The 15,350-nt window shown below is 63.8% G+C and carries 18 protein-coding genes; 6 read left to right on the top strand and 12 right to left on the bottom strand.

The features are described from left to right. The first annotated feature begins 2 nt into the window (after positions 1-2). Positions 3-407, top strand: coding sequence for a cupin domain-containing protein (locus tag QJT78_RS13065; protein WP_014495201.1), 405 nt, complete (start codon positions 3-5; stop codon positions 405-407). Between the two features lie 142 nt (positions 408-549). On the opposite strand, the gene QJT78_RS13060 is transcribed toward QJT78_RS13065, so the two are convergent. From QJT78_RS13060 to QJT78_RS13050, 3 genes are all read right to left on the bottom strand, one after another. Continuing rightward, positions 550-906, bottom strand: a complete 357-nt coding sequence (locus QJT78_RS13060) for a hypothetical protein (protein WP_028147855.1) — start codon at positions 904-906, stop codon at positions 550-552. A 180-nt stretch (positions 907-1,086) separates the two neighbouring features. Then, complete coding sequence (locus QJT78_RS13055; RefSeq protein ID WP_028147854.1) at positions 1,087-1,968, bottom strand: DUF2147 domain-containing protein; 882 nt, start codon at positions 1,966-1,968, stop codon at positions 1,087-1,089. A 260-nt stretch (positions 1,969-2,228) separates the two neighbouring features. Next, positions 2,229-3,011 carry a transporter substrate-binding domain-containing protein gene (locus QJT78_RS13050; RefSeq protein WP_038943568.1) on the bottom strand — a complete coding sequence of 261 codons (783 nt, stop codon included), beginning with the start codon at positions 3,009-3,011 and terminating at the stop codon, positions 2,229-2,231. Between the two features lie 113 nt (positions 3,012-3,124). On the opposite strand from QJT78_RS13050, the gene QJT78_RS13045 reads away from it, so the two are divergent. Then, positions 3,125-3,628 (top strand): DUF1993 domain-containing protein, encoded by a 504-nt coding sequence (locus QJT78_RS13045; protein WP_038943567.1) that lies wholly within the window; start codon positions 3,125-3,127, stop codon positions 3,626-3,628. On the opposite strand, the gene QJT78_RS13040 is transcribed toward QJT78_RS13045, so the two are convergent. The 6 genes from QJT78_RS13040 to QJT78_RS13015 all read right to left on the bottom strand — a co-directional run bounded on the left by QJT78_RS13040 (position 3,625) and on the right by QJT78_RS13015 (position 9,761). After that, the gene (locus QJT78_RS13040; protein ID WP_038943566.1) at positions 3,625-4,125 is read right to left on the bottom strand and encodes a hypothetical protein; all 501 of its coding nucleotides are present in this window, start codon (positions 4,123-4,125) and stop codon (positions 3,625-3,627) included. The genes QJT78_RS13045 and QJT78_RS13040 overlap by 4 nt on opposite strands. A gap of 168 nt (positions 4,126-4,293) precedes the next feature. After that, entirely contained in the window at positions 4,294-5,283 is a 990-nt protein-coding gene (locus QJT78_RS13035; protein WP_028147850.1) for a hydroxyacid dehydrogenase, read from the bottom strand. 34 nt (positions 5,284-5,317) lie between these two features. Continuing rightward, positions 5,318-6,418 (bottom strand): sn-glycerol-3-phosphate ABC transporter ATP-binding protein UgpC, encoded by a 1,101-nt coding sequence (gene ugpC / locus QJT78_RS13030; RefSeq protein ID WP_028147849.1) that lies wholly within the window; start codon positions 6,416-6,418, stop codon positions 5,318-5,320. Positions 6,419-6,438: 20 nt separating this feature from the next. Then, positions 6,439-7,350, bottom strand: a complete 912-nt coding sequence (locus QJT78_RS13025) for a carbohydrate ABC transporter permease (protein WP_028147848.1) — start codon at positions 7,348-7,350, stop codon at positions 6,439-6,441. Then, on the bottom strand, positions 7,350-8,288 hold the full coding sequence (locus tag QJT78_RS13020) for a sugar ABC transporter permease (RefSeq protein WP_028147847.1): 939 nt from the start codon (positions 8,286-8,288) through the stop codon (positions 7,350-7,352). Before QJT78_RS13020 ends, QJT78_RS13025 begins: the two co-directional genes overlap by 1 nt. 132 nt (positions 8,289-8,420) lie before the next feature. Next, positions 8,421-9,761: an extracellular solute-binding protein gene (locus QJT78_RS13015; protein WP_028147846.1), complete on the bottom strand. Its 1,341-nt coding sequence runs from the start codon at positions 9,759-9,761 to the stop codon at positions 8,421-8,423. Positions 9,762-10,242: 481 nt separating this feature from the next. Here QJT78_RS13015 and QJT78_RS13010 point away from each other — a divergent pair, with 481 nt between their 5' ends. Together QJT78_RS13010 and QJT78_RS13005 are read left to right on the top strand one after the other, a co-directional pair. Beyond that, positions 10,243-11,064: a Spy/CpxP family protein refolding chaperone gene (locus QJT78_RS13010; RefSeq protein WP_028147845.1), complete on the top strand. Its 822-nt coding sequence runs from the start codon at positions 10,243-10,245 to the stop codon at positions 11,062-11,064. A 111-nt stretch (positions 11,065-11,175) separates the two neighbouring features. Next, positions 11,176-11,553, top strand: a complete 378-nt coding sequence (locus QJT78_RS13005) for a response regulator (RefSeq protein ID WP_014495213.1) — start codon at positions 11,176-11,178, stop codon at positions 11,551-11,553. Positions 11,554-11,648: 95 nt separating this feature from the next. Here QJT78_RS13005 and QJT78_RS13000 read toward each other — a convergent pair whose 3' ends face one another. From QJT78_RS13000 to glk, 3 genes are all read right to left on the bottom strand, one after another. Continuing rightward, positions 11,649-11,804: a hypothetical protein gene (locus tag QJT78_RS13000; RefSeq protein WP_193375948.1), complete on the bottom strand. Its 156-nt coding sequence runs from the start codon at positions 11,802-11,804 to the stop codon at positions 11,649-11,651. 145 nt (positions 11,805-11,949) lie between these two features. Beyond that, positions 11,950-12,153, bottom strand: coding sequence for a hypothetical protein (locus tag QJT78_RS12995; protein ID WP_038943564.1), 204 nt, complete (start codon positions 12,151-12,153; stop codon positions 11,950-11,952). A gap of 152 nt (positions 12,154-12,305) precedes the next feature. Further along, a complete protein-coding gene (gene glk / locus QJT78_RS12990; RefSeq protein ID WP_028147844.1) occupies positions 12,306-13,292 on the bottom strand; it encodes a glucokinase in 987 nt (328 codons plus the stop codon). Between the two features lie 257 nt (positions 13,293-13,549). Here glk and pncA point away from each other — a divergent pair, with 257 nt between their 5' ends. Together pncA and QJT78_RS12980 are read left to right on the top strand one after the other, a co-directional pair. Continuing rightward, entirely contained in the window at positions 13,550-14,176 is a 627-nt protein-coding gene (gene pncA, locus QJT78_RS12985) for a bifunctional nicotinamidase/pyrazinamidase (RefSeq protein ID WP_038943562.1), read from the top strand. 16 nt (positions 14,177-14,192) lie between these two features. Beyond that, positions 14,193-15,308: an alpha/beta fold hydrolase gene (locus QJT78_RS12980; RefSeq protein WP_028147843.1), complete on the top strand. Its 1,116-nt coding sequence runs from the start codon at positions 14,193-14,195 to the stop codon at positions 15,306-15,308. Positions 15,309-15,350 lie beyond the last annotated feature (42 nt).

The following is a 15,350-nucleotide window of genomic DNA, read 5'->3' as shown; positions in this document are numbered from 1 at the left end:
CCATGGAAATCACCGTCGCAGGCACGCGGCCGACCCGCCGCGCGCCCAAGGAAAATTTTACGGGCACCGTGTTGCAGGACCCCGTGATCATGGCGCCGGCGCCGGCGCGGCTGAACTGCTCGCGCGTCACCTTTGAGCCGGGCGCGCGCACCAACTGGCACCACCATCCGCTTGGGCAGACGCTCTACGTGATTTCGGGCGTCGGCCGCGTCCAGACCAAGGGTGGCCCCGTCAAGGAGATCCGTCCCGGTGACACCGTCTGGATTCCGCCGGGTGAACTGCACTGGCACGGCGCCTCGCCCAACAACAGCATGTGCCACATCGCCATGCAGGAAGCGCTCGACGGCGTCTATTCGACCTGGCTGGAGCCGGTGACCGACGCGGAGTACGGCGCGGCGCTCGGCTAATCTCTCGTGCCCCGGATGCAATGCAGCGCGTAAGCGCTGCGTTGCCGATCCAGGGCCCACAAGCTTCCTCAAAGCAAGTGCCCTTGGGTCCCGGCTCTGCGGAGCAACGCTGCGCGTTGCAGCGCGTCCGGGACACGGCAAATCACATCAGCTCCGCCGTCCACGTGCCCGTGCACAGGGTGCCGCGCCATGTGCCGGAGCCCGAAGTGCCACTGAGCCGGCCGAAGCCGACGGCGCGTTTGATCCCGGTGCTCAAGGTGACGTTGATGCTGCCGGCATCGGCAACGCGGCCGGATGCTGAAACCGCAGCGCTGCTCGATGCGATCTGACCGTTGCTGATGCCGATCGAGACCGTTGCGCCGTTACCGCAAGTCTCGCTCGATGATGAGATGCGGACATTCCATGCGCCGTCGAAGGTGGAGGTCGCCGCGCCCGCCTGCGTCAGCGGGACGGCGATGGCGACAATGCTGGCGAAGAGACCTTTGCGAAATCCATTCATGACACGCCCCGTTGGTCGACCATGGGGGGATCGTGGCATGAGCGCGGAACCCGCGATGTGAGGGCTGTCGCGTGCGCAAGGGGCTCAGTGAGGTGGCGCACTCCGCAAAGAGATCGCGGACAAAAGCAAAGGGGCCCGGATCGCGGGCCCCTTGTCTCGGTTCGAACGTCGAAGTCGGACTCAGTTCACGCGCGTCCAGGTCTGGCCGCCGCAGAACATGCCGCCAAAGGCGCAACCCTGCACGCGCAGGCGGTCGGTGCCCTTCATCGCGATCGTGGAATCGTAGGTCGAGCCGGTGTTGGGATCGAGGATGCGGCCGGACCATTTCTGATCCTTGTTCTGGTCCTTGGCGGGTTTCATGTTGATGAGCACCTGTTCGCCGTTCTGGTTCGATTTGCTGTCGACCGAATAGCCGCAGAGATTGCTGCCGCACTGTTCGATGCGGACCTTGCCTTCCTTTTCCTCGGTCAGCCAGATGCCGAGCGGTGAATTGAGATCGCGCGCGGGCGCGGCTGTGGGAGCCGGCGGCGCGACGGCAGCCGCCTGAACGGGTGCGGGGGCCGGCGCCGGAGCGGGGGCTGGAGGCGGCGCCGGAGGTGCAGCAGCCACGGTCGGGGCCGGCGGCGGCGCCACGGCGGGCGCTGCCTGCTGCTCCACCGGAGCGGGCGCCGGAGGCGGTGCGGGCGGTGGCAGGATGGCCGTCTCGGCCGGCGCGTTGCTGGCGGTTGCGGACGGCGGCGGAGCGGGCGGGGGCGGAACTGCTGCGGCCGGCGCCCGTTCGGCTGCGGGCGGCGCCGCGACAGGGGCGGGAGCTGGCGCCGGAGCGGCCGGCGGTTGCGGATCAACCTTGGCCTGTTGGGGCGCCTGCTGGCCCGGGGTCGTCTCGTTCTTCTTGGCTTTCTTCGCCTTGCCCTGGCCGGTGTTGTCGTAGACGCCGGGGATCTGCACCGTGCCGCGGTCCGGATCGATGCGGATGGTGCGCCCGCCATATTCGAACGTGTACTGCGCCTGCGCAGCGGTGCTCGCCAAAAGGAATGCGGCCGTGGCCAACAGCTTCCTCATTTCCGTCTCCTGAACAGCTGGTCCCCGTACCAACGCTTACGCGCCGGTTCGATCGCAAAAAGTGATCTAGATCACTCTCACCGTATGAGTCGTGGTCCGGCTGGTCCGGGTTCAATATGCCCGGAACCCGTCCACAATTTGGCCGAGACTAGCGACAGGAGGACGCGGCCTGGAGCGTCGTTCCGTTCAGATCGGAACGAGGCTCTAGATTCCTTCTTCCTTCCTTACGCGAACCGATATCCACTACGCTCGAAAACGCCCTAGTCGAACCAGGCGGCGTAGATCTTCCTGTAGCTGCCGTCCTCCATCGAGATGTGCAGCCACTGGTCGACGAAAGCCTTCAGCGCCATGTCGCGCTGGAGCCAGTAGGCCTTCTCCGAGAAGTCGAACGGCTTGTCGGGATGCACCGCGCAGAGCACGCCGGAATGCTGCTTCTGCTGGTAGCGGGTCTCGGAGGCGTCCGTCATCATCAAATCGGCGTTGCCCTTGGCGATCTCGTCGAAGATCACGGTGTTGTCGGGGAAGACGTTGATCTCGGCGTCCTTGATGTTGGCGCGCGCGAACCGCTCGTTGGTGCCGCCGGGATTGACGATGATGCGGGTGCCCTTCTTGTCGATGTCGGCGATGCTCTGGTACTTGCCGACGTCGGCGCAGCGCGCGATCGGCGTCTTGCCTTCGCGCATGATCGGCGTCGAGAAGAAGCCCTTCCTCTGCCGGTCGAGCGTGACCGAGACGCCGCCCATGGCGATGTCGAACTGGTCGGCCTCAAAGTCCTTCATGAGCTTTGGCCAGGCCGTCGGCACGAATTCGACCTTGACGCCGAGCGCCTTGCCGAGCGCCTCCGCCATGTCGACGTCGAAGCCGCTGAACTGCTGTGTCGCCTTGTCCAGATAGGTGAAAGGCTTGTAGTCGCCGGTCATGCCGACGCGCAAAGTGCCGCGCTTGACGATCTCGTCGAGGCGCGACGGCGCCGGCTGCTGCGCATATGCCGAAAAGTTCGCCAGCAGGACCGCGGCCAAAGCCGCCACGATTCGAACGATCATCTCTTTTCCACCCATGCCCGAGCTGTCATTGTGCAGCTCTTGAAACCTGGATTTAGACCAGATGCCCGTCGCTGGCGAGGCGGAATTGAAGGGAAATTAGGGTGACGATCTCGATGTATGACGCCTCGGTCGGTGTCTTCGTGCCGTATCTGCGCAACCTGTCGGCACTGCTGGACAAGGGCGTCGCCTATGCCGAAAGCCGGAAGTTCAATCCGGCCGTCCTGCTCGGCATGCGCATGGCGCCGAATATGTACGATTTGGCGCAGCAGATAGGGGAGGCGTGCCGCCATGCCACGGTCGCGCCGGCCTTGCTGGCCGACCAGGAGCCGGTGGCGCTGCCGGCGCTGGAGCACGACATCGCCGGGCTTCAGGCGCGCATTGCGACGTCACTCGAGTTCATCGAAAGCCTGTCGCGCGCCGAGATCGATAGTGCGGCGGAACGGAATGTCTTCTTCAGGCTGAAAAACGGGACCGAGCTGCCCTTTACCGGGCGGACGCTGCTGCTGACGTTCAGCGTCCCGCAATTCTTCTTTCACGTCACGACGTCCTACGACTTGCTCCGGCATGCCGGCGTCGAGCTCGTGAAGCGGGATTTTCTCGGCCCCCGCGAGCGCTAGGCTTCGCCCCTGCGCTCGTAATCGGCGAGCGAGCTGCGGCCGGCGATCTCGCTGCGCAGCTCCTCGAAGCGCCGATGTGCCTCGTCCTCGTGCGCGTCGACGAAATGCACCGCGGCTTCGCTCGTCATCGGGCCGCTGATCACGGGCGCGGACTGCTCGCCGATGGTCTCGTGGACGTAGAACTGGCCGTCATCGCCGCGATGGACCGTCCATTTCAGACGGATCGCAACCATCGGTCCAGGACCGACCTTGCTGTAGCCGTCGGCATCGGTGAGCTCCGGCACCAGCGGCTGCTCCTCGACCACGGGATGCTCGTGCTCGTCGAGCACCGCATGCTCGTCGACCGTCGCATGCTCGTCGGCGATCGGATGCTCGTCGGCGACGACCTGCTCACCGGCGACCACCATTTCGGTCTCGGTCTCGCGGACGGGCTCGGGGTGCTCCAAAATGCTGGCGATGGTTGCCAGCGCGTGGTCGGTCGGGTCGATCTCTGACAAGGGTGCATCCTCCAGCTCGACGCGGCCGGCAAGTCTGTCCCACTGCCGCCGCGGCCGGACTTATTACGCGGGTTTGATTAAGGCTGAGTTGGGGCTCGATCTGCACCAAAATGGGACGCATTCTGGCGTTCCGGAGGCGGGCGGATAACCGCCCGCCCGGAGGTCGGCTCAGCCGAGCACGTCCTGGTTGATAATGTTCTGCCGGATGGGATCGCCGTCCAGCACACTCAGGATATTGCGAGCGGTCTGCTCGCTCATGCGGCTCACCGCCTCGACGGTGACGCCGGCGACATGCGGGGCCATGATGACGTTGGGCAGCGCGAACAGCGCGTTGCTGACCGGCGGCGGCTCCACCTCGAACACGTCGATCCCGGCACCGGCAATCCTGCCGGAGACCAGGGCGTCGTATAGCGCGGCCTCCTTCACGATGCCGCCGCGTGCGGTGTTGATGAGGTAGGATTTCGGCTTCATCCGGCCGATCCGCGCCGCATCGAACAGGCCGACGGTTTCCGGGGTCTTCGGGCAATGGATGGTGACGAAGTCGGCGTTGGGCAGTGCGGCGTCGAGGTCACCGACGGGCTCGCAGCCCGCGGCCTTGATCTCGGCGGCAGGCTTGTAGGGATCGTAGACCTGCACCTTCATTTCCATCGCCAGGCAGCGCTTGGCGGTGCGACTGCCGATGCGGCCGAAGCCGATGATCAGCACGGTCTTGCCGTAGAGGTCGAACGGCAGCATGCCGAGCCGGTTGGCCCATTGGCCATCCTTGACGCAGGCGTGCATCTCGTTGGCGCGCTTGGCCAGCGTCAGCATCATGAACAGCGCCTGCTCGGCGACCGAGGGCGAGTTGGCGCTGCCCGCCACCATCAGCGGCACCTTGCGGCGGGAGAGGGCGGGCACGTCGACGGCGTCGTAACCCACGCCGATGCGGGTCACCACCTTCATGTCCTTCGAGGCCTCGAGCTCGGTCTCACCGAAGGCGGTGGCACCAAGCGCCACGCCGTGAACCGGCGCGTGGTCCTTCAGCAAGGCTTCGAAATCCTTGGCCGAGATCAGGTTCGGAAACTCGACGAGCTCGATATCGTCCCGCTGGGTGAGGAGGGCGCGTGCCCCTTGCGACAAAGTTTGTGTAACGAAAATCTTCTTCTTGTTGGTCGCCATCGCTCCCCGCCTGCTTGCGTTTCTTGAGACGGCGTCACAGCACGACGCCGGTCTCTTCGTTTAGCAGGTGCATATTGTTGAGGTCCATCGCCAAACGCATGGGTGCCCCGTCCTTGGCGCCGGCGTTGGGGTCGACGCGGCCACAGACCGGCGTGCCGTCGAGGCCGAAATAGACCAGGGTCTCCATCCCCATCGGCTCGGTGACGTCGAGCACGGTGTCGAAGGTCTCGACGCCGGGCCCGAGATGCGCATGCGACTCGGTGAGGTGCTCGGGCCGGAGGCCGAGCAGCAGCTTGTCGGCGCGCGGCAACGCGTTGTAGCGCGCGGCGCGAGCCGGTGGCAGCGCAAAAGCGATGCGATCGGTGAGGCGGATCTGGAGCGCGCCGCCGACGTCCTCCAGCCGGCACGGGATGAAATTCATCGCGGGCGAGCCGATGAAGCCGGCGACGAAGCGCGTCGCCGGCTTGTGGTAGAGCTCGTTGGGCGTGCCGATCTGCTCGATGCGGCCCTTGTTCATCACAACGACGCGGTCAGCCAACGTCATCGCCTCGACCTGGTCGTGAGTGACGTAGACCGTGGTGGTGCGCACCTTCTGGTGCACCTTCTTGATCTCGATCCGCATCTGCACGCGCAGCTTGGCGTCGAGATTGGACAGCGGCTCGTCGAACAGGAACACTTTCGGATTGCGCACGATGGCGCGGCCCATTGCGACGCGCTGGCGCTGACCGCCGGAGAGCTGCTTCGGCTTGCGGTCGATCAGGTCGGTGATGTCGAGGAGGCGGGCGGCTTCCGTCACCCGCGCCTTGATCTCGGCCTTGGGATAGTGCTTCAAGCGCAGCCCGAACGACATGTTCTCCGCGACCGTCATGTGCGGGTACAGCGCGTAGTTCTGGAACACCATTGCGATGTCGCGGTCCTTGGGCGGCACGTCGTTCACGACGTCGCCGCCGATCATGATGTCGCCGTCGGTGATATCCTCCAGTCCCGCGATCATGCGCAACGTCGTCGACTTGCCGCAGCCCGAGGGGCCGACGAGCACGATGAATTCGTGGTCGGAGATATCGAGATCGATGCCGCGCACGGCTTCGACATCGTCGTAACGCTTGATCACCTTGCGCAGGGAAACGTCGGCCATTGAACTTCAACCCCTCGATATCAACCCTTCGTCGCACCGGCGGTCAGGCCGGCGATGTAGTAGTCCATCAGGAAGGCGTAGATGACCAGCGGCGGAGCTGCGCCGAGCAGCGCCCCGGTCATGATCTGCCCCCAGTTGAAGACGTCGCCCTTGATCAGCGTGGTGGTGATGCCGACCGGCAGCACGAACTGGTCCACCGACGTCGTGAACACGAGGGGATAGAGGAACTGGGCCCAGGAGACGGTGAAGGCGAAGATGGTCGCGGCGATCAGCCCGGGCAGCGCCACGGGAATGAAGATCCGCGTCAGGGTCTGGAGCCAGGAAGCACCGTCGATAATGGCGGCCTCGTCGAGCTCCTTCGGGATCGAGGCGAAGTAGCCGATCATGATCCACGTGCAGAACGGCACGGTCAGGGTCGGGTAGATGAACAGCAGCACGTACCACCGGTTGAGCAGGGGGATCCCCGTCCACTCCTGAACGGTCGCGAACACCTTGAAGAGCGGGATGAACAGCAGGCTGTCCGGGACCAGGTAGGTCAGGAAGACCCCGGTCGCCAGCGTCGCCGAGCCCCAGAACTTCATCCGCGCCAGCGCAAATGCCGCAGGGATGCTGATCAACATGGTCACGATCACCACCACGATCGACACCATGGCCGAATTCCAGAAGAATCGAAGGAACTGGTTGGAGGTCAGCAACTCGACGTAGTTTGAGAGCGTTGGATGGAAAACCCACCAGGGATTGGTGGCCGCAGAGATTTCTGCGCTCGTCTTCAGCGAAGTGATCAGCATGTAGAGCGGCGGCGTCAGCGAGAAGATCGCAAACAGCACCAGGAAGAAATAGGACCAACGCAGCGCCCAGGTGCGGTCGCGGCTCATGCTGCCGTATTTGACCTTGCGCCGGGGGCCGGCCTTATCGATCGCGACTGTGCTCATCAGGCTTCATTCCCGCGTTTGGAGACGTCGCGCAGGATGAAGATGGCCGCGACGGCGAGGATTGGGACCATGAACAGCGAGACGCTGGCGCCGAGCGGAATATCGCTGCTCTCGATGCCGACCCGGAATGCGTAGGTTGCAAAGATCTGGGTCTGGTCGAGCGGGCCACCCGAGGTCAGGATGCGCACGATGTCGAAATTGGCGAAGGTGACGATCAGCGAGAACAGCGTCGTGATCGCGATGATGTTGCGCATCATCGGCAGCGTCACGTACCAGATGCGCTGCCACCAATTGGCGCCGTCGATCGCTGCCGCCTCGTAGAGCTGATCGGGCACCGATTTCAGCGCCGCCAGATACATGATCATGAAGAACGGTGCGCCATACCAGACATTGACGAGAATGACGGAGAAGCGCGCCCAGGCGGCGTCGCCAAGCCAGGGAATGGGACCGATGCCGAAGAAGGAAAGCGTGTAGTTCAATGCGCTGTAGGAGGGGTCGAACAGCCAGAGCCAGGCCAGCGTGCTCATCGCCGGCGGAATGACCCAGGGCACAAGCAGCATGCCGCGCCATTTGCGCTGGCCCTTGGCCGGAATGTTGTGAACGAAATGCGCGACGATGAAGCCGATCAGCGCTTTGAAGACGACGGCCGTAATCGCGAAGATGCAGGATTGCTTCACCACCATCCAGAACGTTTCGCGCTTGAACAGGAAGGTGAAATTGCCGAAGCCGACGAACTTCTGCATCGACTTGTTCAGCGTCGACAGGTGAGCCGAGTAAAGGGCAGGGTAGAGCACGAGCAACGCGATCAGCAGGATCAGCGGCAGCGTCAGGAAAAACGCCACGGTCGATTTTCGCCTCAACGCATTGTGCAGGCTCCCTCCCTTGCGTGCGCTCGTTGTTCGAACGGCGCGACCGTGCTGAACGACGACATCGGCCATGACCAAACCTTCCCTGCAGAATGTCTGTTCGCGAAGCCGGCCGTTCGGTCGGCTTCATCGGATCATACATCGAACGGCGGATTGTGCTGGCGGCTCACGCCGGAGGCGTGAACCGCCGTTGCACATTCCGGTTCAGGTTCGCATGAAGCCTTCGCACTCGCCCTCGGCCCAGGCGAGCGTGGTGTCCATCTTCTCTCCCTGCGCAAAGCGAAGCGCCATCTTGGTCAGGATCGCCTGTGCGTAGATCTGCTGGGCGATCTTTGGCGGTGCAGGAGAGGCCGCAATCGACAGCGTCTGATGATTGTGGGGGTTGGGATAGTGATAGAGCGTTCCTTTCGGCGGCTCTACCTCGGCCCACGTCTTCAACGTCGTCATGTTCGCATAGGCGGGCAGGTCGTAGCCGCCACTGGCAGAGACGAACTTCTCGATCGACGACGCCTGCGACAAATGGGTGAGCAGGCTCTTGGCAGCTTCCTTGTTCTTGGAGAAGTTCCAGAGGCCCCAGTAGTACGGCAGATAGGGCGCAAAGCGGCCTTTCGGGCCGGCCGGGAAGCCGTGCGTCCAGCATTGCTCGGCGACCTGCGGTGCGTCGCGCTTGGCCACCGCCCAGGCGCTTGGCGGATTCATGATGAGGGCGCCCCGGCCAGAGATCAGCCATTTGTTGTTCGAGGCGTCATCCCAGGATGGTGCGTCAGGTGGCAGGAAAGCGATCAGCTTCTTGTAATATTCGAGCGCCTGACGGACCTGATCGGTCTTCACCGTGGGCTCGCCTTTGGCGTTGACGAGTTCGGCGCCGAACGACTGGAAGATCGCACCCGCCGTATCGACACTGTCGGTGGTTTCGCCGAGGCCGATGCCGAAGGCGAAGCCGCCTTTCTGACAAGCTTCGGCGGCCTTGAGGAATGTCTCCATGGTCCAGCTGTCCGCTTTCGGCGGTGCGCCTGCGGGGTACAGTTCCTGAACATCGATACCCGCGTACTTCTTCATCAGATCAATGCGGGTGCAGGGCCCCTTGATCTGGCTCCCGGGGGTGGCGGGGACGGCAAGCCATTTGCCGGCCGCCTGTCCGAGATATTTCACGGTGCCGTTCACTTCACCGTTCTGCTTGATCGCCGGCTCCACGACGTCATTGACCGGCTCGAGCTGTTCGGCGTAGGCGTGCGGCCACCAAGTGTACATCTGAAGAATATCGTGACCGGACTTCGCCTGCGCTTCGGCTGCAACGGTCAACTCGATCTTCTTGTTGTTGCTGGTGATGTAGTCGATGGAAACCTCGACCTTCTCCTTCGCGGCCCACTCGTTGACAAGAGCCCTGGAGGCGTCGTTGGCGCCGGGGACCCAGTGGTCCCAGAAGCCGATCGAGAGTTTGCCGGCGGCGTAGGCGCCGCGGACGTAGGGCGCCGTGATCAGCGCCGCGGAGGACATTGCAGTGGCAGCTACAAATTGACGTCGCGTCAGTTTCTTGCGTGACATCTCGTTTCCTCGCTTGGTGTTTTATTGTTCTGGCGTTTCCTCTGGCATTCCGAGTTTTGTTTTTGATTTTTTGTTCGCGTTTCTTGGCGCTACGCCTCGCGTGAAATCGCGCGAAGTGCAGCAAATTGGTAGCGCGATCAGATCATGATTGATCCCGTCTGTCGAGGAAGCCGAACGGCTCGCCGTCTAGAACTAACGTTGCGTCCGGGAACGCGGCAGCGCCGTCTCGCGACGCGCACCGGAGGTAAACCTCGGAGGCGCATTTTGCGACGCACACTTCGGGGCAAGGAGCGCGGGACATCTCGTGCGCAATTACGCCGCAGTTTCGAATAAGCCTTCATAACCGCTTCGGGCCAAACAGTTTTCGGGCGTGGACAGCAATTGGCTGCGGCTGGACCGCGAAGCGGCGAAAACGATAGAGTTGCAACCGGCGGGTGGCCCCCGCCGGGACAGGACAATCGGATCGACGATGGAGACCAGAATGATCAACCCGGCGCCGCCTGCGCGGCTTCACCTGCGGCGATGGTTCGCGCTGGGCTCCGTGCTCGCGGTGCTGCTCGGCGCCGCCGCGGTTGCGCAGGCGCAAGGCCTGGTCAAGGGTGTTCAGGATGGAGCCGCGGCCGGCAACAAGGCGGCCGGACCCGTTGGCGGCGTGCTGGGCGGTGCGATCGGCGGCGTGGTCGGTGTCTTCACCGGCGTGCTCGGCGTCAATAACAACAACCAGCCGGCTCCGGCTGCCAAGGACGCGAGCAAGGATTCCAAGCAGCCGGGCGCCGGCAAGGACAAGGATGCCAAGAGCGCCAAGGAGACCGCCAAGGCGGGCAAGGGCGCCAAGGTGAGCAAGGAAGCCAAGAATGCGCCGCAGGACAACAAGGACAACAAGGACAATAAGGACAATAAGGACAATAAGGACGTCACCGTCCTCACCCAGCCCGGCGCGCCGCAACAGACCGCCGAGCAGATCGTCGCCAACAGCGATTCCTATATCGAGCGGATCAAGACCGAGTTGAACCTGACGCCCGATCAGGAGAAGCACTGGTTCGGCTTCTCGAGCGCGATGCACTATCTGGGGCATAATGGCGCGGAGCGGCTCAACCTGCGGATCGCCCGCGCCAAGCGCGATCCGCCCGACGACATCATCGAGCAGATGCGCAACGAATCTCAATTCCTGATCGACCGCGCCGCCGACCAGCGCAACGTCGCCGATGCCGCCGAGCCGCTTTATTCGAGCCTCGACGACAAGCAGAAGCAGGTCTTCATCCAGGAGATGGTGCGCCTCAGCCACGAGCGCGGGCTGGATTAATCAAGTTGAATCCGATTGCGGGCGTCTGAATTAACGGCGCCCGCCACGAATTCGTGAATCCTCTCCGCATTTCGGGTATGATTAGCTTCGTAAGCTGACTGCGGGGTTGATATGGCGGACGGACTCTCCGTTTTCCTGGTCGAAGACGAGGCGTTGATCCGGATGATGATCGCCGACATGGTGGAGGAACTCGGCCACCATGTCGTCGCAGAAGCGGACAATGTCCGGGACGCGAGCGCCTTTGCGATGACCGCGCAATACGATTTCGCCATCCTCGACATCAACCTGAAGGGCCTCTACGTCGATCCGGTCGCCGACCTGATCGAGCGCCGCGGCAAGCCGTTTCTGTTCGCCACCGGCTACGGGCCGGAACTGCTGCCGTCCTTGCTCCGGCGGCGGCCGATCCTGCGCAAGCCGATTTCCCTCGACCAGCTCAAGGTGATGATCGATTCGTTGTTTCCGGACGCGGTCGCCAAAACTCCTCACTGAGAAGGCTCCTCACCGAGAAGGCGCCGTACTGAGATCGCCAACGAAAATGGCCGCCCGTGAGGGGCGGCCATTTGGCGAAGGAATGTGTCGTGCTCTCAGATCAGACCGGCGCTGAGGTCGATGCCGCGCGCCATCACGCCGAACGAGGCGACCAGGCCCATGCAGCAGAACAGCAAGATGATCTTGAACGAAGAATCGGCAAAACGGGTTTCGACGGTGGCCGGGATCGCGGCAAGCGAAATCATGCTCATGTTCATTCCCCCCTTGTTGACCCCTGAATTGCATCAGGTAGGGGAAGCTCTTAGAGCAAAAAGTTTGACGCGAGCTTGCGAGGGATCGTTAACGGAATCGCCATCGCTCGCGCGTTTGCGCGAGTACCATGCGGTCCCGCAAGTCTCAGTTGCGGCCGTTCTTTAGCACGGTGGCGATGGTATGGGCCGGCATGGCGGCGCGATCAGAGGCGCGCTGCGCGGCCAGCCGGTCGCGCGCCTTTTCCTCGATCAGGAGCTCGATCAGGGCCAGCCGCTTGTCATCGTCGTCCGCCTCGGTCAGCAGGCGGTGATAGCGGTGATAGTCGAAACCGAAGTCCTGCTTACGCATGTCACGCCCCCGCAACTACGCCACACACTCAAGGGAATTGTTTCCCATCGGACACAGTCGGGCAAGCACGATCCTGCGTGGAACCGCGCCTTGGCTGCAATCAGCTGTGTATAGTTAACGGACTGGACGGCGTCGGAGCCGATCGCGGCTCATCAATCCGGATTGTGGTCGGCGAACATCTTCAGGCCGACGAAGCTCGCGTCGGGTTTCGTCACCAGCCTGGTCGGGATGTTGCGCAAATAGTCCTGGAAGCGTCCCTTGGCTTCGAAGCGCGCCCGGAACGCGGAAGCGGCAAGGAACTTCGGGAAGCGCGGCGCGATCCCGCCGGCGATATAGACGCCGCCGCGGGCGCCGAAGGTCACCGCGAGATTGCCCGCGACCGAGCCGAGGATGGCGCAAAACATCTCCAGCGTCGCGCGGCTGAGTTCGCAACTGCCCTCCAGGGCGGCCTTGGTGATGGCGGCGGCGTCGCGGTGCGGCACCTGGGCGCCGTCGACCTCGGCCAGCGCCTCGTAGAGGCTTTGCAGACCGGAGCCCGAAAGCGCCCCGCGCTCGATGGAGACATGGCCAAAACGTCGGCGCAAGCACGCGATCACGCGTTCCTCGCGCTCGTTTTCCGCCGGCAAAGTGGCGTGGCCTGCCTCGGTGACGACCGCCAGCCGGGCGCCGTGGCGTTCGACCAGACAGGAGACGCCAAAACCGGTTCCAGGCCCAACCACCAGCAGCGGTTCTCCGAGGAGGCCGTCCTGCCCCCCGAGCGGGATCAAATCGGCAGGCTTCAGGGCGGGCAGGGACCAGGCCACGACCTCAAAATCATTGAGCACATGCACGCTCTCGAAGCCGAGGGCCGGCTGGAGCTCGTTGCCGTCGATGACCCACGGACTGTTGGTCATGACGCAGCGGTTATTGGTCACGGGACCCGCGACGGCCAGCACGGCTCGTTTGGGCTGCTTGCCGCCGGACCGGCGCGCAAGGACGTCGGCGATGGCTTCCCGGACGGTCGGGAAGTCAGCGACCTTCACATAGTCGATGGGCCCGGCCTGGTCGCCGCTGTCCGATGCGCTTTCGCTCAGCGCAAAGCGCGCATTGGTGCCGCCGATATCGGCGAGAAGAATCTGTCCTGTCTTGCCGATACTCATGACCTTGTGGCTGCCGCGGCCTGCAGGCTCGCGGGAACCGTTCCCTCCGCTCCATCCGATCCGCAATTTGCGAACGTCTCTAGAATCCGTCCTTGGGTGAGCCTAGTCAACTCGGACAACGCCAAACCGTTGCATCCCAGGTGCGACGGGCGCGATATCGCCGCATGTGTCGATGGTTGCGAAGCAGCGCGGGAAGATCGACATTGGACGGATCGTTCGGCGCCCGTCGCGCCGGACGGCTGGAACGGGACCTTGCGATGCAGATTTCCGACCGCGACGTGCTGCTGGTGATCGACGTGCAGAACGACTTTTGCACCGGCGGAGCGCTCGCCGTTCCCGGCGGCGAGAAGGTTGTCCCGGCGATCAACCGAATTGCCGCAAAATTCACCAATGTGGTGCTGACTCAGGACTGGCATCCGGGCGATCACGTCTCGTTCGCACCGAACCATGCGGGCAAGCAGCCGTTCCAGACCATCGAGCTCGACTACGGCACCCAGGTGCTGTGGCCGACGCACTGCGTGCAAGGCACGGTGGGCGCTGAATTCCATGGGGAGCTCGAAATTACCAGGGCAAACCTCGTGGTGCGCAAAGGCTTTCGTCGCGGCATCGATTCCTATTCGGCGCTGTTCGAGAACGACCACCGGACGCCGACCGGGCTGCTCGGCTATTTGCGCGAGCGCGAGCTGAAGACCGTCTTCGTCGCCGGCCTCGCGCTGGATTTCTGTGTTCGCTTCTCGGCGGAGGATGCCCGCAAGGCGGGGTTCGAGGTCGCCGTCATCGAGGATGCATGCCGCGGCATTGATCTCGACGGCTCTGTGGTCGCGACCCATCGGAGTTTTCGCGAGCGCGGCATTTCGATCGTCAGCCTGGAGGCCTTGCTGTGAGGACCTTGAGATAGTCATGGTGGAGAAGGGCGGCAAACCGCTGGGTGGATCGGATCGTCCTCCGAATGATCCGCTGCTATTGCCATTTGCGGCGGCGCGGCTCGCGATGGACGCCTGCTTCTGGTGGCTGGAGCGCGATCCGCCGGAACAGGACGCGAGCAATCTGCCGTGGACGACACCCAACACGGTCGCCCTGGAGCTTGCGACCATGCGGCTGCGCGATTGCACGCGGACGCAATCCGGCCAGCCGGCACTGATCTGCGCGCCCTATGCGCTGCATCGGGCCCTGATCGCCGACTTCGCACCGGGCCACAGCGTGGTGCAGTCCCTGCAGAATGGCGGCATCGATCGGGTGTACCTCACCGACTGGCGCTCGGCCTCGCCGGACATGCGCTATCTCTCGATCGACAGCTATCTCGGCGATCTCAACGTCGCCGTTGACGAAATCGGCGCGCCGGTCGATCTCGTCGGCCTGTGCCAGGGCGGCTGGCTGTCGCTGCTCTATGCGGCGCGCTTTCCCGCCAAGGCGCGGCGGCTGGTACTGGTGGGGGCGCCCGTCGATCTCTCGATCGATTCCGCGCTGTCCCAGCTCGCTCGCAATGCGCCTGAGGCGCTCTACGACCAGCTCGTGGCGCGCGGCGGCGGCAATGTCAGCGGCGACGAGATGCTGCGCTTCTGGACGAAGGCGCCGAGCCGCGATGACATTGCGGCGGCATTGCAGAGGGATCTCTCGGACGAGGAGGGCGCGGCACTGCTCGCGCGTTTCGATCGCTGGAATACCGAGACGCTCAACCTGCCCGGCACCTATTATCTGGAGATCGTCAACCGGATCTTCAGAGAGAATCGGATTGCCGGCGGCGACTTCACGGCGCTCGGCCGCGAGGTTGATCTGAGGGACGTCAAGGTGCCGGTCTTCCTGCTGGCCGGGCTCGATGACGACGTCGTGCCGGCCAGACAGGCGCTTGCGACCGCAAGTCTGCTCGGAACGCCGCCGGCCTTCATTGCCGCGGCCTCCGAGCCCAGCAATCATCTCGGCCTGTTCATGGGGGCGCGCACCCACGCCCATGCCTGGCCCCGGATCGCCGAGTGGCTGCGCAACGACCTCTCCGGAGTGCTGGCCCGCAGCGCCTGACCTTGTCAGGTGCCTTGGCCCGGCCGGGCCGGCGAACACGCA

The sequence above is a fragment of the Bradyrhizobium sp. Mp27 genome (genome assembly GCF_029953005.1).
GTDB classification, from domain to species: domain Bacteria; phylum Pseudomonadota; class Alphaproteobacteria; order Rhizobiales; family Xanthobacteraceae; genus Bradyrhizobium; species Bradyrhizobium barranii.
The sequence above is the reverse complement of the archived record's forward strand: the minus strand, read 5'-3'. Positions and strand labels throughout refer to the sequence as shown.